Source organism: Stenotrophomonas maltophilia (assembly GCF_900186865.1).
Taxonomy (GTDB): Bacteria; Pseudomonadota; Gammaproteobacteria; order Xanthomonadales; family Xanthomonadaceae; genus Stenotrophomonas; species Stenotrophomonas maltophilia.
This window is the reverse complement of sequence record NZ_LT906480.1, coordinates 4,516,263-4,534,661: the sequence shown is the minus strand read 5'-3', so window position 1 is coordinate 4,534,661 and position 18,399 is coordinate 4,516,263. Positions and strand designations below refer to the sequence as shown.

20 protein-coding genes and 2 tRNA genes are annotated in these 18,399 nt (G+C 66.6%); 14 read left to right on the top strand and 8 right to left on the bottom strand.

Going from position 1 to position 18,399, the window contains the following annotated elements:
• The first annotated feature begins 129 nt into the window (after positions 1 to 129).
• From trpE to CKW06_RS21335, 6 genes are all read left to right on the top strand, one after another.
• Positions 130 to 1,605 (top strand): anthranilate synthase component I, encoded by a 1,476-nt coding sequence (gene trpE, locus CKW06_RS21360; protein WP_024957679.1) that lies wholly within the window; start codon positions 130 to 132, stop codon positions 1,603 to 1,605.
• 67 nt (positions 1,606 to 1,672) lie between these two features.
• Entirely contained in the window at positions 1,673 to 2,452 is a 780-nt protein-coding gene (locus CKW06_RS21355) for an SIMPL domain-containing protein (protein ID WP_005411322.1), read from the top strand.
• Between the two features lie 2 nt (positions 2,453 to 2,454).
• Positions 2,455 to 3,042: an anthranilate synthase component II gene (locus tag CKW06_RS21350; protein ID WP_012481439.1), complete on the top strand. Its 588-nt coding sequence runs from the start codon at positions 2,455 to 2,457 to the stop codon at positions 3,040 to 3,042.
• 16 nt (positions 3,043 to 3,058) lie between these two features.
• The gene (gene trpD / locus CKW06_RS21345) at positions 3,059 to 4,090 is read left to right on the top strand and encodes an anthranilate phosphoribosyltransferase (RefSeq protein WP_005411320.1); all 1,032 of its coding nucleotides are present in this window, start codon (positions 3,059 to 3,061) and stop codon (positions 4,088 to 4,090) included.
• A gap of 75 nt (positions 4,091 to 4,165) precedes the next feature.
• Entirely contained in the window at positions 4,166 to 4,960 is a 795-nt protein-coding gene (trpC, locus tag CKW06_RS21340) for an indole-3-glycerol phosphate synthase TrpC (RefSeq protein ID WP_024957680.1), read from the top strand.
• Positions 4,957 to 5,673, top strand: a complete 717-nt coding sequence (locus CKW06_RS21335) for a haloacid dehalogenase-like hydrolase (protein WP_005411318.1) — start codon at positions 4,957 to 4,959, stop codon at positions 5,671 to 5,673. The genes trpC and CKW06_RS21335 overlap by 4 nt, the downstream gene beginning before the upstream one ends.
• 116 nt (positions 5,674 to 5,789) lie before the next feature.
• Here the strand turns inward: CKW06_RS21335 and CKW06_RS21330 are convergent, their stop codons facing one another.
• Positions 5,790 to 6,551 carry a sulfite exporter TauE/SafE family protein gene (locus CKW06_RS21330; protein WP_005411317.1) on the bottom strand — a complete coding sequence of 254 codons (762 nt, stop codon included), beginning with the start codon at positions 6,549 to 6,551 and terminating at the stop codon, positions 5,790 to 5,792.
• 62 nt (positions 6,552 to 6,613) lie between these two features.
• Positions 6,614 to 7,303, bottom strand: a complete 690-nt coding sequence (crp, locus tag CKW06_RS21325; protein ID WP_012481435.1) for a cAMP-activated global transcriptional regulator CRP — start codon at positions 7,301 to 7,303, stop codon at positions 6,614 to 6,616.
• A gap of 149 nt (positions 7,304 to 7,452) precedes the next feature.
• Between crp and speD the strand changes: the two genes are divergently transcribed.
• Positions 7,453 to 8,247 (top strand): adenosylmethionine decarboxylase, encoded by a 795-nt coding sequence (speD, locus tag CKW06_RS21320; protein ID WP_005411315.1) that lies wholly within the window; start codon positions 7,453 to 7,455, stop codon positions 8,245 to 8,247.
• Between the two features lie 169 nt (positions 8,248 to 8,416).
• Entirely contained in the window at positions 8,417 to 8,737 is a 321-nt protein-coding gene (locus tag CKW06_RS21315) for a DMT family transporter (protein ID WP_005411314.1), read from the top strand.
• Between the two features lie 89 nt (positions 8,738 to 8,826).
• On the opposite strand, the gene coq7 is transcribed toward CKW06_RS21315, so the two are convergent.
• Positions 8,827 to 9,471, bottom strand: a complete 645-nt coding sequence (coq7, locus tag CKW06_RS21310; protein ID WP_024958920.1) for a 2-polyprenyl-3-methyl-6-methoxy-1,4-benzoquinone monooxygenase — start codon at positions 9,469 to 9,471, stop codon at positions 8,827 to 8,829.
• Positions 9,472 to 9,669: 198 nt separating this feature from the next.
• On the opposite strand from coq7, the gene rplM reads away from it, so the two are divergent.
• Both rplM and rpsI read left to right on the top strand, forming a co-directional pair.
• Positions 9,670 to 10,098: a 50S ribosomal protein L13 gene (rplM, locus tag CKW06_RS21305; RefSeq protein ID WP_005414692.1), complete on the top strand. Its 429-nt coding sequence runs from the start codon at positions 9,670 to 9,672 to the stop codon at positions 10,096 to 10,098.
• Positions 10,099 to 10,100: 2 nt separating this feature from the next.
• Positions 10,101 to 10,493 (top strand): 30S ribosomal protein S9, encoded by a 393-nt coding sequence (rpsI, locus tag CKW06_RS21300; protein ID WP_005411311.1) that lies wholly within the window; start codon positions 10,101 to 10,103, stop codon positions 10,491 to 10,493.
• Between the two features lie 322 nt (positions 10,494 to 10,815).
• Here the strand turns inward: rpsI and CKW06_RS21295 are convergent.
• Both CKW06_RS21295 and CKW06_RS21290 read right to left on the bottom strand, forming a co-directional pair.
• Positions 10,816 to 10,890, bottom strand: a tRNA-Gln gene (locus CKW06_RS21295).
• A 55-nt stretch (positions 10,891 to 10,945) separates the two neighbouring features.
• A tRNA-Met gene (locus CKW06_RS21290) sits at positions 10,946 to 11,022 on the bottom strand.
• 121 nt (positions 11,023 to 11,143) lie between these two features.
• Here CKW06_RS21290 and CKW06_RS21285 point away from each other — a divergent pair.
• The 3 genes from CKW06_RS21285 (at position 11,144) to bfr (ending at position 12,695) form a co-directional block, all read left to right on the top strand.
• Positions 11,144 to 11,764 (top strand): RNA pyrophosphohydrolase, encoded by a 621-nt coding sequence (locus tag CKW06_RS21285; RefSeq protein WP_024958555.1) that lies wholly within the window; start codon positions 11,144 to 11,146, stop codon positions 11,762 to 11,764.
• Positions 11,765 to 11,872: 108 nt separating this feature from the next.
• Positions 11,873 to 12,082, top strand: coding sequence for a (2Fe-2S)-binding protein (locus CKW06_RS21280; RefSeq protein WP_005411309.1), 210 nt, complete (start codon positions 11,873 to 11,875; stop codon positions 12,080 to 12,082).
• Between the two features lie 142 nt (positions 12,083 to 12,224).
• Positions 12,225 to 12,695 (top strand): bacterioferritin, encoded by a 471-nt coding sequence (gene bfr, locus CKW06_RS21275; RefSeq protein ID WP_005414691.1) that lies wholly within the window; start codon positions 12,225 to 12,227, stop codon positions 12,693 to 12,695.
• 1 nt (position 12,696) lies between these two features.
• Here the strand turns inward: bfr and CKW06_RS21270 are convergent, their stop codons facing one another.
• Genes CKW06_RS21270 through CKW06_RS21260 form a run of 3 tightly spaced genes read right to left on the bottom strand, consistent with a single transcriptional unit; the run spans position 12,697 to position 17,475 of the window.
• Positions 12,697 to 14,925, bottom strand: a complete 2,229-nt coding sequence (locus tag CKW06_RS21270; RefSeq protein WP_024958554.1) for an ATP-binding protein — start codon at positions 14,923 to 14,925, stop codon at positions 12,697 to 12,699.
• 1 nt (position 14,926) lies between these two features.
• On the bottom strand, positions 14,927 to 16,813 hold the full coding sequence (locus CKW06_RS21265) for an EAL domain-containing protein (RefSeq protein ID WP_024958553.1): 1,887 nt from the start codon (positions 16,811 to 16,813) through the stop codon (positions 14,927 to 14,929).
• Positions 16,814 to 16,857: 44 nt separating this feature from the next.
• On the bottom strand, positions 16,858 to 17,475 hold the full coding sequence (locus CKW06_RS21260; protein WP_005411305.1) for a DUF4126 domain-containing protein: 618 nt from the start codon (positions 17,473 to 17,475) through the stop codon (positions 16,858 to 16,860).
• Positions 17,476 to 17,654: 179 nt separating this feature from the next.
• Between CKW06_RS21260 and CKW06_RS21255 the strand changes: the two genes are divergently transcribed.
• Positions 17,655 to 18,398, top strand: a complete 744-nt coding sequence (locus CKW06_RS21255) for a DUF6776 family protein (protein WP_005411304.1) — start codon at positions 17,655 to 17,657, stop codon at positions 18,396 to 18,398.
• The last annotated feature ends 1 nt before the right edge of the window (position 18,399 follow it).

Below are 18,399 nucleotides of genomic sequence, written 5' to 3'. Positions count from 1 at the left end.
TGCGATACAGTCAAGGGGTGTCCAGCCTGACGACCCCGCATACCCTTTCTTCCGCACGCCGTTGGTGGCGATGGTGGCCCGTTGCCGTCGTCCGCCCCCATAACGCTGTGTCCCGGAAGGAAAGTCGTCTTGAACTCGCACGCTCAGTTTCAGCAGCAGGCCGCTGAAGGCCACACCCATATTCCCGTCGTCCGCGAAGTGCTGTCCGACCTGGACACGCCGCTTTCGGTCTATCTGAAGCTCGCCGACGGCCCCAATACCTACCTGTTTGAGTCCGTCGAAGGCGGCGAGCGCTTTGGTCGTTACTCGATCATCGGCCTGCCGGCGCGCCGCGTGTACGCCTTCCACGGCCACACGCTGACCGTGCGTGAAGACGGCCAGGTGGTGGACACCCGCGAGGTGGCCGACCCGTTCGCCGAAGTCGAGGCGCTGCGCAGCGCCCACTCGGTGCCGAAGCTGGAAGGCCTGCCGGGCTTCACAGGTGGCCTGGTCGGCTGGTTCGGCTTCGAGTGCATCGGCTACATCGAACCACGCCTGGCCCCGCCGGCCGGCCGCGATGAGCTGGGCACGCCGGACATCCTGCTGCTGGATTCCAACGAGCTGGCCGTGTTCGACAACCTCAAGGGCCGGCTGTACCTGATCGTGCACGCCGACCCGCGTGTCGACGGCGCCTTCGAACAGGCGCAGGCGCGCCTGGATGCACTGACTGCCAAGCTGCGCGCGCCGGGCGCCGGCTATCCGGCACCGCTCAACAGCGATGTGCTGGATGAATCCGATTTCGTCTCCGGTTTCACCCGCGAAGGCTTCGTCGATGCGGTCCAGCGCAGCAAGGAATACATCCGCGCCGGTGACATCTTCCAGGTGGTGCTCAGCCAGCGCCTGAGCGTGCCGTTCAAGGCGCGCCCGGTGGATGTGTACCGCGCGCTGCGTGCACTGAATCCGTCGCCGTACATGTATTTCCTGGACGTCGGCGACCTGCAGGTGGTCGGCTCCTCGCCGGAAATCCTGGTGCGCCTTCAGGATGGCGAAGTCACCGTGCGCCCGATCGCCGGCACCCGCCCGCGTGGTGCCACGCCCGAGCAGGATCTGGCGCTGGAAGCCGAGCTGCTGGCCGATCCGAAGGAACGTGCCGAGCACCTGATGCTGATCGACCTCGGCCGCAACGATGCCGGTCGTGTGTCCAGGGCGGGCACCGTGGAAGTGGGCGAGCAGTTCGTGATCGAGCGCTACAGCCACGTCATGCACATCGTCAGCGAAGTGACCGGGCAGCTGCAGCCGGGCCTGAGCTATGCCGACGTGCTGCGTGCCACGTTCCCGGCAGGTACCGTCAGCGGCGCGCCGAAGATCCGCGCGCTGGAAGTGATCCGCGAGCTGGAACCGATCAAGCGCAATGTCTACGCAGGCAGCATCGGCTACATCGGCTGGCACGGTGATGCCGATACCGCGATCGCGATCCGCACCGCGGTGATCAAGGACGGCCGCCTGTACGTGCAGGCCGGCGCCGGCATCGTCTACGACTCGGACCCGGACAAGGAATGGGACGAGACGATGAACAAGGGCCGCGCGTTGTTCCGCGCCGTCGCCCAGGCCGCCAAGGGCCTGTAAGCCTGCCTTGCCACGGCCGCTGTGCCGTGGTCGTTCCGCTGTTCCCGTTCAAGACAAGGAGTACCGCATGAAGCTGCTGAGCGCATTGCTGTGGTCGTCACTGCTGGCCACGATGGCCCCGTCTGCGTGGGCGCAGGCCAATACCATTCCGTCGCAGCCGCACCTGCTGGTGAAGGGCGAGGCGCGTCGCGTGGTGATGCCGGACCGGTTCGGCCTGCAGTTGAACATTGAAGAGACCGACATGGACGCCGACGCCGCGCGCCGCCGCGTGCAGGACAACGTTGCCCGCGTGCTGGCACTGTTCAAGCAGCACAAGGCGGTGGAAGGCAGCGTGCGCGCGGACAACCTGCGGATCGGTCCTGCGACGCGCTATGAGCAGAATCGGCAGGTTTTCATCGGCACCCGCGTGTCACGCCAACTGCGCGCCAGCTTCGCCAGCGTCCAGCAGATGCAGGACGTGCTGGGGGCGCTGAAGGCCAACGAGAACCTGCAGGTCAGCAGCGTGGCGCCGATGTACTCGGGCGAAGTGGCGCTGCGCCGCGAACTCAAGGGCGAGGCGGCGGCCCAGACCCGCCAGTCCGCGCAGGGCCTGGCCAAGGCCTACGGCACCCAGCTGCGCGGGCTGTACAGCATTTCCGATGTGGCGCCGAACTTTGCCTATGGCGTGCAGGCGGGCAATTGGCCCAGCAGTGGGGATCTGGTGACGCCGCCCTCGCCGCCCGCGCCCGAGGCACCGATGAACAGCATCGAGACCACGGGCTCGCGCCTGCGCGAGTCGGTGGAAGCCGGCCCCATCACCTACACCGAAAACGTGTACGCCATTTTCCTGATAAGCGACGGAACCTGACCATGTTGTGGATGATCGACAACTACGACAGCTTCACCTACAACCTCGTGCAGTACCTGCAGACACTGGGCGCCGAGGTGAAGGTGGTGCGCAACGATGCAATGAGCGTGGACGAGATCGCCGCGCAGAAGCCGGAGCGCATCGTCATCTCGCCCGGCCCGTGCACGCCCAACGAAGCGGGCGTGTCGCTGGAACTGATCGAGCGCCTGGGCCCGACCACGCCGATCCTCGGCGTGTGCCTGGGCCACCAGGGCATCGGCCAGGTCTACGGCGGCACGGTCATCCGTGCCGGCAACATCATGCACGGCAAGACCTCGCCGATCCGCCATGAAGGCAAGGGCGTGTTCGCTGGCCTGCCGGACCGCTACCAGGCCACCCGCTACCACTCGCTGGTGGTGGACAAGAACAGTCTGCCGGACTGCCTGGAAGTGACTGCCTGGACCGAGAACGACGACGGCTCGATCGAAGAGATCATGGGCCTGCGCCACCGCCAGTTCCCCGTGGAAGGCGTGCAGTTCCACCCCGAGTCCATCCTCACCGAACACGGCCACGCCCTGCTGCGCAATTTCCTGCAGCGCCCGGCGGCCTGATCCAAGGAGCATTCCCATGAGCTTCTCCCCCCAGGAAGCCCTGCATCGCACCATCGAACACCGCGAAATCTTCTTCGACGAAATGGTCGACCTGATGCGGCAGATCATGCGCGGCGATGTCTCGCCGATGATGACCGCCGCCATCCTCACCGGGCTGCGCGTGAAGAAGGAGACCGTGGACGAAATCGCCGCGGCGGCCACCGTGATGCGTGAATTCGCCCGGCCAGTGCCGGTGGCCGATACCTCCAACCTGGTTGATATCGTTGGCACCGGTGGCGATGGCTCGCACACCTTCAACATCTCCACCTGCGCGATGTTCGTCGCTGCTGCTGCAGGCGCGCGCGTGGCCAAGCATGGCAACCGCAGCGTGTCGTCCAAGTCCGGCAGTGCCGATGCGCTGGAAGCGCTGGGCGCGGTGATCGAGCTGCAGCCTGACCAGGTGGCCGCGGCCATCGACCGGACCGGCATCGGCTTCATGTTCGCGCCGATCCATCACCCGTCGATGAAGGTCGTCGCGCCGGTGCGCCGCGAGATGGGCGTGCGCACCATCTTCAACATCCTCGGCCCGCTGACCAACCCGGCCAGTGCACCGTCGGTACTGATGGGCGTGTTCCATCCCGATCTGGTCGGCATCCAGGCGCGCGTGCTGCGCGAACTGGGTACCGAGCGCGCGATGGTGGTCTGGGGCCGTGACAACATGGACGAGATCTCGCTGGGCGCCGGCACCCTGGTCGGCGAACTGCGCGACGGCAAGGTGCGCGAGTACGAGATCCACCCGGAGGACTTCGGCATCGCCATGTCGGCCAGCCGCAACCTGCGCGTGGACGGCCCGGAACAGTCCATCCAGATGCTGCGCGCCGTGCTCGACAACGAGCCGGGCCCGGCGCTGGACATCGTTGCGCTGAATGCCGGTGCCGCCCTGTACGTGGCTGGTGTGGCCAGCGACATCGGAGACGGCCTGGCCCGCGCCCGTGCCGCCATCGCCAATGGCAGCGCCCGCCAGCGCCTGCAGCAGTATGTGGAGACCACCCGCGCGCTGGTTGCCTGAGCGCGCGGTTCAGCCTGACCCTCTCGATGGCCGATAATGGCCGTCCTCACCGCCCCCCGCACCGACCCGAAGACGATGAGCGACATCCTGCAGACGATCCTGGCCCGCAAGGCCGAAGAAGTGGCCCAGCGCCGCGCCCAGCGCCCGCTTGAGGCGCTGCAGGCCGCCGTGGCCAGCGCCCCGCCGGTACGTGGCTTCGTGCGCGCGCTGCAGGCGGCGGTGGCCAATGGCGACCCGGCGGTGATTGCCGAGGTGAAGAAGGCCAGCCCCTCCAAGGGCGTGATCCGCCCGGATTTCCGCCCGGCCGACATCGCCGTCAGCTACGAGTTCGGTGGCGCCAGCTGCCTGTCGGTGCTGACCGACGTGGACTTCTTCCAGGGCGCCGACGCCTATCTGCAGCAGGCCCGCGAAGCCTGCACGCTGCCGGTGCTGCGCAAGGATTTCGTCATCGACGCCTACCAGGTGTACGAGGCGCGCGTGCTGGGCGCCGACTGCATCCTGCTGATCGTCGCCGCGCTGGACGATACCCAGCTGGCCACGTTGTCCGAGCTGTCGCTGTCGCTGGGCATGGACGTGCTGGTGGAAGTGCATGACATCGACGAACTGGAGCGTGCGCTGCAGGTGCCGGCGCCGATGATCGGCATCAACAACCGCAACCTGCGCACCTTCGAGGTGTCGCTGCAGACCACGCTGGACATGCAGCAGGCGGTGCCGCGTGACCGCCTGCTGGTCACCGAGAGTGGCATCCTCGGCCCGCAGGACGTCGCGCTGATGCGCGATGCCGGCATCCATGCATTCCTGGTCGGCGAGGCCTTCATGCGCGTGGAAGAGCCTGGCGAGGGCCTGCGTCAGCTATTCTTCGCGGCATGACAACGCACTATCCGACGCCGCGCGACGATGCGCCGCTGGTGGTCTTCGATTTCGACCACACCCTCTACGACGGCGATTCGGGCACCCATCTGTTCGCCTCGCTGATCAAGCGCAACCCGCTGCGCATGCTGGCCGCGCTGCTGGTCACGCCGATCGCCGGGCCGTTGGTGGCGATGCTGCCGACCCGCCGAACGGGTATTTCGGTCTACGTGTGGATCGGCAGCTTCGGCCTGCACCGTGCGCGCGATTTCAACAAGGTGATCGATGCCTACGTGCTGCGCAACGAGGCGCAGATGCGCGCCAAGCTGCTGCCGCAGGCGCTGGAGGTATTCGCCGCGCACCGTGCCAAGGGCGACCGTGTAGTGGTCGCCACCGGCGCGCCGCCGGAACTGGCCCGCGCCATCCTGGCGTTCGTTGCCCACCAGGACGTGCCCGTGATCGGCACCGAGGTCGGCCCGCGACTGGGCGGCGTCGGCCCGACCCGCCACTGCCACAACGAAGAAAAGATGCGCATGCTGCGCGAGCGCGGCTACGGCAATATCGACATCGCCTACTCCGACAGCACCGCCGACCTGCCGTTGCTGCTGGCCGCCAAGGCGCCGGTGGTGGTGAACCCGAAGCGATCCAGGGTGGACTTCTTCCGCCGCGTGCTGCCGGCCGGCACCCGCATCCTCAACTGGGGCTGCGTGGACCGCGGCGGCGACAAGGCGTAGCCCGGGGCCGGATCCCGTCCGGGGCCTGACCCCATCGCACGATGACGGATCTGCCGGCCAGCGGCCGGCACTACCCTCCTCCGTCCCGGTAGTGCCGGCCGCTGGCCGGCAAACGCTCAATGCCCCAGGTACCCGTACACCGCATGGCCGATCTGGAACAGGCTGATCCCCAGCACCAGCACGCCAACGGCCACCAGCACCCAGCGCTCCTTCACCCGCTTGACCAGGATCGCCGCCACCGGCGCGGCCATCATGCCGCCGATCAGCAGGCCGGCGACGATCTGCAGGTGCTGCACGCCCATCGACAACAGGAAGGTCGCTGACACCGTCAACGTGACCACGAACTCGGCCGCGTTGACCGTACCGATGGTGGTGCGCGCCTGGCCGCCACGGGCGAGCAGGGTGGACGTGGCGATCGGTCCCCAGCCGCCACCGCCGCTGGCGTCGAGCAGGCCCGCGAAGAAGCCCAGTACCGGCACCCGGCGGATCTCGCCCTTGGGCATCCAGCGCCCCGCGGCGCGCGCCAGGATGATGATCGCCAGCACCAGCAGGTACAGATAGATGAGGGGGCGGATGATGTCGCCGGGGATCTGGGTGAGCACGTACGCGCCCAGGGCGCCGCCCACCGCACCGGGCAGGGCCAGCCGCAGGAACAGGCGTTTATCGACATTCCCGGCGGCGAGGTGCGACACGCCCGAGGCACCGGTGGTGAACACTTCAGCGGTGTGGATGCTGGCGCTGACCTGCGCCGGTGGCAGGCCCATGCTCAGCATCACCGACGAGGACACCAGGCCGAAGGCCATGCCCAGTGCGCCGTCAACCAGCTGCGCGCCAAGGCCGATGAGGATGAACCACCAGAATTCGCTGCTCAGTTCCATGCACCGAGCCTAGCGCGCGAAGGAGTGCGGACCAAGGTCCGCACCCACCGGGTGCTCAACGGTCAACGGGTGCCGTACAGCACCACGGTCTTGCCGCGGGCATGCAGCAGGCCGTCGGTCTGCAGCTTCTTCAGCACGCGGCCGGCCATTTCTCGCGAGCAGCCGACCAGGCGCGCCAGTTCCTGGCGTGACACGCGCAGCTGGCTGCCCTGCGGATGGCTCATCGCTTCTGGTTCCTGCGCCAGATCGTGCAGTGTGCGCACGATCCGATCGGTAACATCCAGGAATGCCAGGCGACTGGCCTTGCGGCTGGTATCGAGCAGGCGCTTGGAGATCTGCTGGCCCAGCGCATACAGCAGGCGCGGGGCGTCGGCCGACAGCGGGCCGAGGAACAGCTGGTGCAGGCGCTCGTAGCTGATTTCGGCCAGTTCGCAGGCGGTACGGGTCCGCAGGATCACCTCGCGGCGGTCCGATTCGACGAACAGGCCCATTTCGCCAACGAACTCGCCGGCACCGAAGTAGCCCAGCACAAGCTCTCGATCGTCATCTTCCTCGGCCATGATTGAAACCGAGCCGCTGACAACGTAATACAGGGTTCCCGCCGGGTCACCGGGTCGGAAGACGTCGGTACGGGTGGGATATCGCCGCCGGTGGCTGTGCGCCAGGAAACGATCGATGGTGGCGATATCCAAGGCCAGTGGACTGCTAGCTAGGCGCACGGTTGACACGATAGGGGCGCTCCCTCTGCGCATGAACGGATTCACGGGGTCGATAGCGGAGCTTAACCAGCGCAATTGTTAAGGGCAAACAGTGTGCCAGAACTCTTGCGTCTTCACGTTCCCCCCGGGGGCAGTTTGCCCCATAATTCCCCCTTTCCCTTCTTACACAGGAATCGACCGCCGTGGTCAAGCCGTTGCCTCGCCTGAGGCTGCAGGGTTTCAACAACCTCACCAAGGCGCTGAGCTTCAACATCTATGACGTGTGTTACGCGCGCACCGAAGAGGAGCGTCAGCGTTACATTGAATACATCGATGAAGAGTACAACGCCGACAGGCTGACTCAAATCTTGACCGATGTCGCCGAGATCATCGGCGCCAACATCCTGAACGTGGCCCGCCAGGACTACGACCCGCAGGGTGCCTCGGTGACCATCCTGATCTCCGAAGAACCGGTGATCGACAAGAAGCTGGCCGGCAAGGAGCTGATCTCCGACGCCGTGGTCGCGCACATGGACAAGAGCCACATCACTGTCCACACCTACCCGGAAACCCATCCGCAGGAAGGTATCGCGACGTTCCGCGCGGACATCGACGTGGCCACCTGTGGCGTCATTTCCCCGCTGAAGGCCCTGAACTACCTGATCGAGAGCCTTGAGTCGGACATCGTGATCATGGACTACCGCGTCCGTGGCTTCACCCGCGATGTGAAGGGCAAGAAGCACTTCATCGACCACAAGATCAACTCGATCCAGAACTTCCTGGCCAAGAACATCAAGTCGCGTTACGAGATGTTCGACGTCAACGTCTACCAGGAAAACATCTTCCACACGAAGATGCACCTGAAGGACTTCGACCTGGACCAGTACCTGTTCGAGGAAAAGGCCAAGAACCTGTCGTTCAAGGAACGCATGAAGATCGAAGCGCTGCTCAAGCGCGAGATCGAAGAGCTGTTCCACGGCCGCAACCTGTCCGAGTAAGCACCATGTGCGATGCCCGCAGGCATCGCCACCCAGGCGGGACGACCCGCCCCGTGGAACCAGTGCCCCCGCACGCGTTACAGTTCCACGGTGATGTACCGACCCACGGCCCGGTGTGAAAACACCGGGCCGTTTCGTTTTTTTCAAAAAAGGTAAGGAGCCCCCACCCATGCCCTGGATCTACCTGCTGCTGGCCGGCCTGTTCGAGATCGGTTTCGCCCTCGGAATGAAGTACTCCGAAGGCTTCAGCAAACCCCTGCCCACCGCTGCCACGGTGGTATCCGCGCTGATCAGCCTGTACCTGATGAGCCAGGCGATGAAGAGCATCCCGGTCGGCACGGCCTACGCGATCTGGACCGGTATCGGTGCCATGGGCGTGGCGGTGCTGGGCATCTACCTGTTCAACGACAGCGCATCGCCGGCCCGCCTGGCCTGCGTGGGCCTGATCGTGGCTGGTGTGATCGGCCTGAAGCTGGTCTCGCCGAACTGATTGATGGCCCGACCAACGGTCGGGCCCCACCGTCGGCCCCCCCCCCCCGCACCTCCTGGTAGGCCCGCACCGTTGGTGCGGGCGACCCTTCAAATGCGGTAGGCGATGGTCTTCATCACCCTGGAGGCCAGTGCCATCACGCCCGGGATCGGGAACGGCAGGCGGCGAGCGCCGGCCTGCTCGGCGTGGTCCGCATGGCGGGCCTCGTCTTCCTTCATCACCGCGATGACCGCGCGGCTGCGCAGGTCGCCGGCCGGCAGGTCGACCAGGTGCTCGTCCAGGTGGGCCTCCACCTGGCGCTCGGTCTCGACCACGAAGCCCAGGTTCCAGCCGTCGCCGCGCAGCCCGGCCAGGGTGCCGATGGTGTAGCTGCCGGCGTACCAGAGCGGGTTGAACAGGCTCGGACGGCTGTCCAGTTCGGCCAGCCGGGTGGCGCACCAGGCCAGGTGGTCGGTTTCTTCCTGCGCCGCTTCCAGCAGGTGTTCCCGCGTGGCCGGGTCGCGCGCCACGGCGGCCTGGCCGAAGTACAGGCCCTGCGCGCAGACCTCGCCGACGTGGTTGATCCGCATCAGGCCTGCGGCATGACGCCGCTCGGCGCTGTCCATGCCGGGCTCGCCGGTGTCCGTGGCGGGGTAGGGGCGGGCCGCCGGCGGATTGCCGAACACTGTGTCCAGGGCGCGCTGCGCCTCGGTCAGCAGGTGGTCCAGCGGAGTGGTGTGGCGGAGCACGGTCATGGCAGTACGCGGTGGAGCGGAAGACCCCCCGATTCTCGCCCGGCCCCGCGCCCCTGCCAACCCGGCCCAGGGGACGGGTTGCGCTCCCGCGGCAGGATGAGTACAATCCCGCCTCTTACGCTTCACCTTTTCACAACGCGTGGCAGAGTTCCGGCGAGCCTTTCGCCGCAATGAGCCCGACCTAACCTAGAGTTCTTCATGAGCACTTTCACTGCCAAGAACGAGACCGTCCAGCGCGACTGGTACCTCGTCGACGCCGAGGGCAAGACCCTGGGCCGTCTCGCCACCGAGCTGGCCCGCCGTCTGCGTGGCAAGCACAAGCCGGTCTACACCCCGCACGTTGATACCGGCGACTACCTGGTCGTCATCAATGCAGAAAAGATTGCCGTCACCGGCAAGAAGCTGCAGGACAAGATGTATCACCGTTTCACCGGTTACATCGGCAACCTGAAGACCGAGTCCCTGGCCCAGGCGCTGGAGCGCCACCCGGAGCGCGTGATCGAGATCGCCGTCAAGGGCATGCTGCCGAAGGGCCCGCTGGGTCGCCAGATGTACCGCAAGCTCAAGGTCTACGCTGGCACTGAGCATCCGCACGCCGCACAGCAGCCGCAGGTTCTGGATATCTAATCATGGCTATCACTCAAAACTACGGCACTGGCCGCCGCAAGTCCTCCACCGCTCGCGTGTTCCTGCGCAAGGGTTCGGGCAACATCACCGTCAATGGCCGTCCGCTGGACGAGTTCTTCGGTCGTGAGACCGCGCGCATGATCGTGCGCCAGCCGCTCGAGCTGACCAAGAACACCGAGAGCTTCGACATCCTGGTCACCGCCGCTGGCGGTGGCACCACCGGCCAGGCCGGTGCGATCCGTCTGGGCATCGCCCGTGCTCTGGTCGAGTACGACGAAACCCTGAAGTCCGAGCTGCGCAAGGCTGGCTTCATGACCCGTGACGCCCGTGAAGTCGAGCGTAAGAAGGTCGGTCTGCACAAGGCCCGCCGCGCCACCCAGTTCTCCAAGCGCTGATTTACCGCGCCTGGTTGGGCTCCTTCGGGAGTTCGCTGGATGGAAAAGCAAAAGCCCGGCTTCGGCCGGGCTTTTGTCGTTCCGGGGTCATGGATTTCCTGGTTGCCGGCCAGCGGCCGACACTACCCGTGGTCTCGCGTGTCGGGAGGGTGGGGTCAGGGCCTTTCCCTGCGGAAAAGGATCCGACCCTGGGGTTCTTTCTGGAGAAGAGCCCCCTTGTTGTTCAAGGGGGTGTGCCGACAGGCGCGGGGACAAGGTGGAATGCGCGACCAGATTAAAAGCAAAAGGCCAGATCTTTCGATCTGGCCTTTTGCTTTTAATTTGGCTGCCCCGGATGGATTCGAACCACCGAATGCCTGAGTCAGAGTCAGGTGCCTTACCGCTTGGCGACGGGGCAAAACGTGCAACTATTTTCTCACTTTTCACGCTGAAAAACAACTTGATTTTCAGTGTGGTGGCTATGGGTGGACTCGAACCACCGACCCCAGCATTATGAGTGCTGTGCTCTAACCGGCTGAGCTACATAGCCTTGGTGAGCCCGCTATTCTGCGGATGTGTACCGCCCCTGTCAACACTTTTGTGTCGTGCTTGTGGGCCGACAGAGGGCATGGGATAGTCCCGGCCAGTAGATTTTCTTAGGAGTCCGCATCGTGATCGATCCGGACGGCTATCGACCGAACGTCGGCATCGTGCTGATGCGGCAGGACGGCCAGGTGTTCTGGGCACGACGCGTGCGCCGGGACGGCTGGCAGTTCCCGCAGGGTGGCATGAACACCGACGAGACGCCTGTCGAGGCCATGTATCGTGAACTGCAGGAAGAGACCGGCCTGCTGCCCGAGCATGTGGAAGTGCTCGGGGCGACGCCCGGCTGGCTGCGCTACAAGCTGCCGGCGCGGGCCATCCGCCGCAATGAGCGGCAGGTCTGCATCGGCCAGAAGCAGGTCTGGTTCCTGCTGCGCCTGACCGGCGACGAATCCCACGTGAAGCTGGACCACACCGACTCGCCCGAGTTCGACCACTGGCGCTGGGTGGACTTCTGGTACCCGGTGGAGCATGTGGTGATGTTCAAGCGTGGCGTCTATGCGCGTGCGTTGCGACATCTGGCGCCGCTGGCCCGCGGGGTGGCCGGGCAGGGGGTTACCGCCATGCCCAAGAGCGCCGCCGAAGCCTGGATGCCTGGCCATAACGCCGGGCACGACCGCCCACGCAAGCGCCCTCGGACCCGCGGCTACTGGCCGAAGAAGGCCACGGGCGATGGCCCGGCCAGCTGACGGGCTGAACGGTATCGAGAATGGTTCAGGTCTCTGATTGACAACCATTCTCGTTTCCATTGGAATAGCCAACAGGCCGCTTCTGGCCTGCCAGCCCGGTTCACGCCTGTGTACGTCTGCATCTGCAACGGAGTCACCGACCACCAGATCCGCGAAGCCGCCAGCCATGGCGTCAGTACGGTGGCCGAACTGACCATGCGTACCGGCTGTGGCGCTACCTGCGGTTCCTGCCTGGACATGGCCGGCGATCTGCTGGCCAAGGCGCGTGCCACCCACGATCTGCCGCTGCCGGTATTGGGTCTGGCCCAGGTCGCTTGATCGTCTCTTGGCGGCGCGTTGACGGCGCGCTTTCGCATTCTTCACGTGCGGCCGCACAGGCCAATGCGCACGATTCGCGTTCCTTCACGGCTGCAGGCAAGGCGTTAAAGTGCCTGCGTTTTCAGCGTGCAGGAGCATCCCCATGAAGGGCGACACCAAGGTCATCGAATTCCTCAACAAGGTCCTCTACAACGAGCTGACCGCGATCAACCAGTACTTCCTGCATGCCAAGATGCTGAAGAACTGGGGCATCAAGGAACTGGCCGAACACGAGTACAAGGAGTCGATCGACGAGATGAAGCATGCCGACATGCTCGCCGACCGCATCCTGTTCCTCGAAGGCCTGCCGAACTTCCAGGCGCTGGGCAAGCTGCGCATTGGTGAGAACCCGACCGAGATCCTGCAGTGTGACCTGTCGTTGGAACGCGATGGCGTGGTCACCCTGCGCGAGGCCGTGGCGTATGCCGATTCGGTCGGCGACTACGTCAGCCGCCAGCTGTTCGTGAAGATCCTCGATTCGGAAGAAGAGCACATCGACTGGCTGGAAACCCAGCTCGACCTGATCGAGCGCATCGGTGAACCGAAGTACCTGCTGAGCAAGCTGGAAGAGTGAGTCAGCCGGCCTGGCCGGCGCGATGCTGTGCCAGGTAGCCCGTCAGCGCTACGCGCGCTCGGGCGAATTCCGCAACCAGCAGCGCCACCGCTACTGCGGGGCGCTGCAGGCTGCCGCTGCGGGCTTCGTGCTCGATGCGCTGCGCGACTGACGACAGCGACAGTGCGCCCACGTTCGCGCTGGATGACTTGAGGCTGTGCGCGACGGCCTGCAGGCGAGGCTCGTCGCCGTTCTGCGCGGCCTGCTGCAGCTGCTGCACCATTGCCGGCGCATCCTCCAGGAACACCGAGACGATCTGGATGGCGCTCTCCCCGATCACTGCATGCAGTTCGTCCAGCACGTCGCGGTCCAGCACCGGCTGCGGCTTGGAGCCGACTCGGCTGTCATCGTCCTGCAGAGCCGAGCCATGCTCGGCTGATGGAGCGCGACGGCTATCGGCCGTCAGCCGGGCATGGCTCGGCTCTATCGAAGGCCGTACAGGTGATGCGGCTTTGCCGCCGCCCCAGCGCTGCAGCAGCGCATGCAGGGTGCCGCGTGCAATCGGCTTGGACAGATAGTCGTCCATGCCGGCCTGCAGGCAGCGCTCGCGGTCACCGGCCATGGCATTGGCGGTCATCGCGATGATCGGCAGGCGCGGGCGCCCGTTTTCCACTTCCTCGGCGCGCCAGCGGCGGGTGGCGGCATAGCCGTCCAGCACCGGCATCTGGCAATCCATCAGCACCACATCCACGTCGCCTTCGCGCAGGGCAAGCAACGCTTGCTCGCCATCGGCGGCGTTGCGCACTTCGCACTGGAACACGCGCAGCAGCTGCTCGGCCACCATGCGGTTGACCGTGTTGTCCTCCACCAGCAGCACGCGCAGGTGCAGCGGCGGCAGCGTGGGCTGGCCCTGTCCGGCGTTGGCCAGCAGCGCGGCAGGGCGCGCATGCGCAACCGGTGCAGCCAGCAGTGCATGCAGCCCAGCGTCGTCGAAATGCGAGGGTAGCTGCCGCTGGCGTGGGCGTGGCGGAAGGGCATCGTCCTGCAGCCACAGCACCTGCAGCCCGTCGTCTTCGCCACGTTCGGCCAACGCCTGTTGCAGCGTCGCTTCACCGATGCGGCGCGCACGTGCATCGACCAGCAGCCACGCCGGTGCCGGTTGCCCCGGCCTCGGCACCGCGCGCAGGCGCTCGACCACGGCATCGAACTGCGCCAGGGCGTGCACCAGCAGTCCATGATGGGCCGCGATGCGCTCGATGCGTGCCTGCAGGATGGCATCGCTACTGAACAGCAGCAGCGAGTCTGGCGTGCGCGCCATGGCCGGCAGGTCGCCGGGCACCTTCAACAACGGGATCTCGAACCAGAACGTGGCGCCCTGGCCGGGCGTGGACTGCACGCCGATGCGTCCGTGCATCAGGTCGATGATGCGCTTGCAGATCGCCAGGCCCAGGCCGGTGCCACCGTAGATGCGGGTCGTTGAGGCATCGGCCTGGCTGAAGGACTGGAACAGGCGCGCCTGCAGTGCCTCGTCGATGCCGATGCCGGTGTCGATGATCTCGAAGCGCAGCTGGTGCTGTGCGGGACCTTCGCCCAGGCGCTGCACGCGCAGCTGTACCTGGCCGCGCGCGGTGAACTTGATCGCGTTGGCCAGCAGGTTGCTCAACACCTGGCGCAGGCGTACCGGATCGCCACGCACCGGCAGGCGCACCGACGGGTCCAGCTGCAGCCCCAGCGACAGGCCCTTGGCGTCGGCGGCGCGCTGCATCAGCTGCACCACGCCATCGAGCAGGTCGCGCAGGTTGAAGCTGGTGATCTCCAGTTCCAGCGCCTGCGCTTCCAGCCGCGAGTAGTCGAGGATGTCGTCGACGATGCGCAGCAGCTGCTGCGAGCTGGCCGAGGCGGTGGCCAGCATCTGCCGCTGGTCCTCGCCCAGCGGGCCGCGTGCGATCAGCTCCAGCATCGGCAGGATGCCGTTGAGCGGCGTACGGATCTCGTGGCTCATCGTGGCCAGGAACTCACCCTTGGCCAGCACCGCCGCCTCGGCGGCCTGCTTGGCCTGCAGCAGCTGCTGTTCCAGCTGCCCCTGTCGTTCGGTGGTGCGGCGCAGCTGGTCACGTTCGGCGGCCAGCAGGCTGCGCTCGCGTTGCAGCTGGGCCAGTGCCCGGTTGCGCGCGCGCAGCCGCAGGCCCAACAGCAGCGCGGTGATGGAGGCCGCAGCAAGGGCAACCAGCAGCGCGACCCACATCGGCACGTCAGAGCACCGCGTTGTGGAAGTCGAAGTTCAGATCGCTGCCGGCCGACTGCACCATGTTGCCCGGGATGTAGTCGACACCGCCCACCCACATCGCGGCGGCGGCCTGCGGATCTTCGATCTGCTGGCCGATGATCTGCTGCCCGGCGGCGTGCGCCCGCTCGATTGCCCGGCGCAGCTCTTCGCGCGTGGCCGGATTGGAATGACTGCTGGAGAAGCGCGCGGCCATGCGCACGAACGACAACGGCAGCTGGGTCAGCAGCGCATCGGCTTCGCCCCCGGGTTCGAACTGGCTCAGGCAGAAGCGCACGCCGGCGCCGGCCATGCGCTGGCAGAACTGCTGTAGCGGCACGGTATGGATCAGCGCGTCGGGCAGGCGGACGTCGATCACCAGCGCGCTGCCGGGCAGGTCGCGCTGCTGCAGCGATTCCAGCAGCCAATCCGCGAACGCATCGCGTTGCAGGGTGCGCAGCGACTGCGAAACGAACAGGTTCAGTGGTTGCGTCGCGTGCCGGTAAAGGTCGAGAAGGCCCAGTGCATGGTCCATCACCTGCTGGTCGAGATCGGCGATGCGCCCGGCAGCCTCTGCGGCAGGAATCACCTGGCCTGCCGCCAGCAGCGTACCGTCGGCCTGGCGAAGGCGCAGCAGCAGCTGGTACTGCGCGGTGTTGCCGCCGGCGACGGCGGCGATCGGCTGGTAGGCCAGCTCAAGCTGGCCTTCCAGCAGTGCCAGGTGTTCCTGCTCGCTGGTCACGTCGCGGTGCACGTGGCCGGCCACGCCGGCGCTGAGCAACCGTGCCTGCAGGGTGGTGCGCTCGACTGCCTCCAGCGCGCTGTTGGCATCGTCGAAGCCCGGCGACAGCGGTGCATAGCCGACCACGCCCCGCAGATGCACCGATTCGTCATCGCGGATCACGAAGGCCCGCGCCGACAACTGCTCGCGCAGCGCAGCGGCAATGCCTTCCAGGCTGTCCTCGCTGACATTGCGCGCAAGCAGCAGGAAGCTGTTGTCGTTCAGGCGCGCCAGCAGGTGCGGGTGGCCGGCTTCTGCCAGGCGTTGCCCGGCCTGCACCATCAGGCGCTCGAAGGCGGCATAGCCATAGCGCTCGCGCAGGCCCAGTGCGCTGGATATCTCGACGAACAGCACGCCGCCCTGGTCGCGGTGGGCGAGCGCGGCGTTGAGCTGCTGCAACACGTGATGCCGCGTCGGCAGCCCGGTTTCCGGATTGCTGGTGGCCGGGGTGCCGGATACGCCGGGCAGGGTTGCGGCCTGCGCCCGCGCGCGGCGGATGCGGTTGGCCACGGCAGCGATCAGGTGGCGCGGTCGGATCGGCTTGCTCAGGTAGTCGTCGGCGCCACTGTCGAGCACCTCGAACTGGCGTTCCGGGTCCGGGTCGCCGCTGAGGAACACGATGGGCAGCAGCTGCAGGCCGGGCTGCTGGCGGATCAGCGCGGTCAGGCGCATGCCGTCCAGACCGGGCAGGTGCAGGTCCATCAGGATCAGGTCGGGGCGATGTTCCTTGATCGCCTGCAGCGCACCGTCGGCATCGCTGTGCACGATCGCCTGCATGCCGGCGCCATGCAGCACGCTCTGTGCGAACAGTGCCTGGGCGCGATCATCCTCGACGATCAGCACGCGGTAGGGTGAATCGGAGTGCAGCGGTGCCGGGTCATTGCCGCCGGCCTCGGCCAGCAGGGATGGGCCGGGCAGCGGCGGCGGTGCGCTGCCGATCGATGCGGGTGCGTCGGAGGCGGCCAGCGGCGGAACCGCTGCCGGCGCTGCGGCGACGGCGCTCGCCGGTTCAGCGGTCCAGCGTTGCCAATGATCGGCCGGAGGGGTTTCAGCGCGTCCCGGGCGGGCGCCCGCGGGGGATTCGTTTGCGGCCATCGGTGCTCCTGGTGTTCGCGTCCATTATGCGACAAGCCCGGCGATCAACCGGTGCCGGGCTGGCGTGGACTGTCGGGCGACGCACTGCGTGCCAGCCAGCGCACGCCCTTCCACAGGGTGCGCCAGACCAGCCACACCAGCAGCGCACCCGCCAGGCTGCAGGCCAGCACCACGATCAGCGCGATCCACGGGTGTGCCAGGGCCAGGGCCAGGCCACCGACCACCACGGTGTCCTCGGCGGCGGAGGCCACCCAGTTGCTGGCAGGCTCGGGCGAGGTATTGAGCAGGGCGCGGGTGCCTGCCTTCAGGCCGTGGCTGGCCAGCGCGACACCTGCACCGGCAGCAAGTGCGCCGGTGCCCAGCTGCCCATCCGGCGACAGCGTGGCTGCGGCAAGGAAGGCACCTGCGGGTACACGTGCCAGGGTCTGCACCAGATCCCACGCCGAGTCGACGCCGGGAATCTTGTCGGCGAAGAATTCGGTCACCGCCAGCGCCGCCGAGGTGCCCAGCACCCACCACGATTCAGTGGCCTGCAGAGCCGGTGGCAGGTCGACCCAGCCGAGCAGGCCGGCCAGGCCGACACCGAATACGGTGAGGTAGACGCGGATCCCGGCCAGCCAGGCCAGCAGGATGCCGATCACGAACAGGTGGGCTTCGGTCATGGCGATGCTCCGGCGACGGAACTGTGCAGGGGACCACACTATCGACGATGGCATGCCTGAACGCCACAGACCGTGGCTCGCCACTGCGCAGGAAACCCACCCGTCCTGTCATACACTAGCCCGTCGTTTGCCACAGGGGCCGTACCGGTGTCGCCCTCGCGATGCCCCGGAATCCACCCATGACCAACCGTCCTCCCATGCGCGTGCAGGTCCGCCTGCCCGGCGCGCCGCAACCGCCGGCCGACCGCCGCCGCCTGCTGGTGATCGGCGGCATCTGGCTGCTCAGCCTGGTGCTGGCGGTGCTCGGCGGCTGCTGGATGGCCACCCCGCGCGATGCGCAGGGCCAGCGCCTGCAGGCCGCCGAGAAGCGTGCCGAGACGCTGCAGGCGCAGCTGACCGAACTGCGCCAGAAGCAGGCCACGCTGGAAGCCTCCGACCGCATCAGCCGCGCCGCCAACACCGAGGTGCAGTCCTCGCTGGCCGAGCGCGATGAGGAAATCGCCGGCCTGCGTGCCGACGTTGCCTTCTATGAGCGCCTGGTGGGTTCGACCAGCCAGCGCAAGGGCCTGAACACCCATTCGATCGAGTTCAGCCCGGAAGCGGCCGGCACCTGGCAGTACACCGCGGTGCTGACCCAGAACCTCAACCGCGGCGCCATCAGCCAGGGGCAGATGCGCTTCACCGTGGAAGGCGTCAAGAACGGCAAGCTGGCCACGATCAGCTGGGATGATCTGCACCAGCGCAGCAAGGTACCGGGACAGGATTACTCGTTCCGGTACTTCCAGCAGCTCACCGGCAGCGTGATGCTGCCGGCTGACTTCACCCCGCAACGCGTGCGGGTGACATTGGGGAGTGGTACGGGGGGTACCACCCAGGTATTCGACTGGAAACAGGCCGGTGCGCCGGCCAGCAAAGGGGAGTAGG

Excerpts from the sequence above, each read along its gene's own strand:
- CKW06_RS21355 (WP_005411322.1), top strand. The coding sequence starts at position 1,673 with ATGAAGCTGCTGAGCGCATTGCTGTGGTCGTCACTGCTGGCCACGATG.
- CKW06_RS21350 (WP_012481439.1), top strand. The coding sequence starts at position 2,455 with ATGTTGTGGATGATCGACAACTACGACAGCTTCACCTACAACCTCGTG.
- trpD (WP_005411320.1), top strand. The coding sequence starts at position 3,059 with ATGAGCTTCTCCCCCCAGGAAGCCCTGCATCGCACCATCGAACACCGC.
- trpC (WP_024957680.1), top strand. The coding sequence starts at position 4,166 with ATGAGCGACATCCTGCAGACGATCCTGGCCCGCAAGGCCGAAGAAGTG.
- CKW06_RS21335 (WP_005411318.1), top strand. The coding sequence starts at position 4,957 with ATGACAACGCACTATCCGACGCCGCGCGACGATGCGCCGCTGGTGGTC.
- CKW06_RS21330 (WP_005411317.1), bottom strand. The coding sequence starts at position 6,551 with ATGGAACTGAGCAGCGAATTCTGGTGGTTCATCCTCATCGGCCTTGGC.
- crp (WP_012481435.1), bottom strand. The coding sequence starts at position 7,303 with ATGCGCAGAGGGAGCGCCCCTATCGTGTCAACCGTGCGCCTAGCTAGC.
- CKW06_RS21315 (WP_005411314.1), top strand. The coding sequence starts at position 8,417 with ATGCCCTGGATCTACCTGCTGCTGGCCGGCCTGTTCGAGATCGGTTTC.
- coq7 (WP_024958920.1), bottom strand. The coding sequence starts at position 9,471 with ATGACCGTGCTCCGCCACACCACTCCGCTGGACCACCTGCTGACCGAG.
- rplM (WP_005414692.1), top strand. The coding sequence starts at position 9,670 with ATGAGCACTTTCACTGCCAAGAACGAGACCGTCCAGCGCGACTGGTAC.
- rpsI (WP_005411311.1), top strand. The coding sequence starts at position 10,101 with ATGGCTATCACTCAAAACTACGGCACTGGCCGCCGCAAGTCCTCCACC.
- bfr (WP_005414691.1), top strand. The coding sequence starts at position 12,225 with ATGAAGGGCGACACCAAGGTCATCGAATTCCTCAACAAGGTCCTCTAC.
- CKW06_RS21265 (WP_024958553.1), bottom strand. The coding sequence starts at position 16,813 with ATGGCCGCAAACGAATCCCCCGCGGGCGCCCGCCCGGGACGCGCTGAA.
- CKW06_RS21260 (WP_005411305.1), bottom strand. The coding sequence starts at position 17,475 with ATGACCGAAGCCCACCTGTTCGTGATCGGCATCCTGCTGGCCTGGCTG.
- CKW06_RS21255 (WP_005411304.1), top strand. The coding sequence starts at position 17,655 with ATGACCAACCGTCCTCCCATGCGCGTGCAGGTCCGCCTGCCCGGCGCG.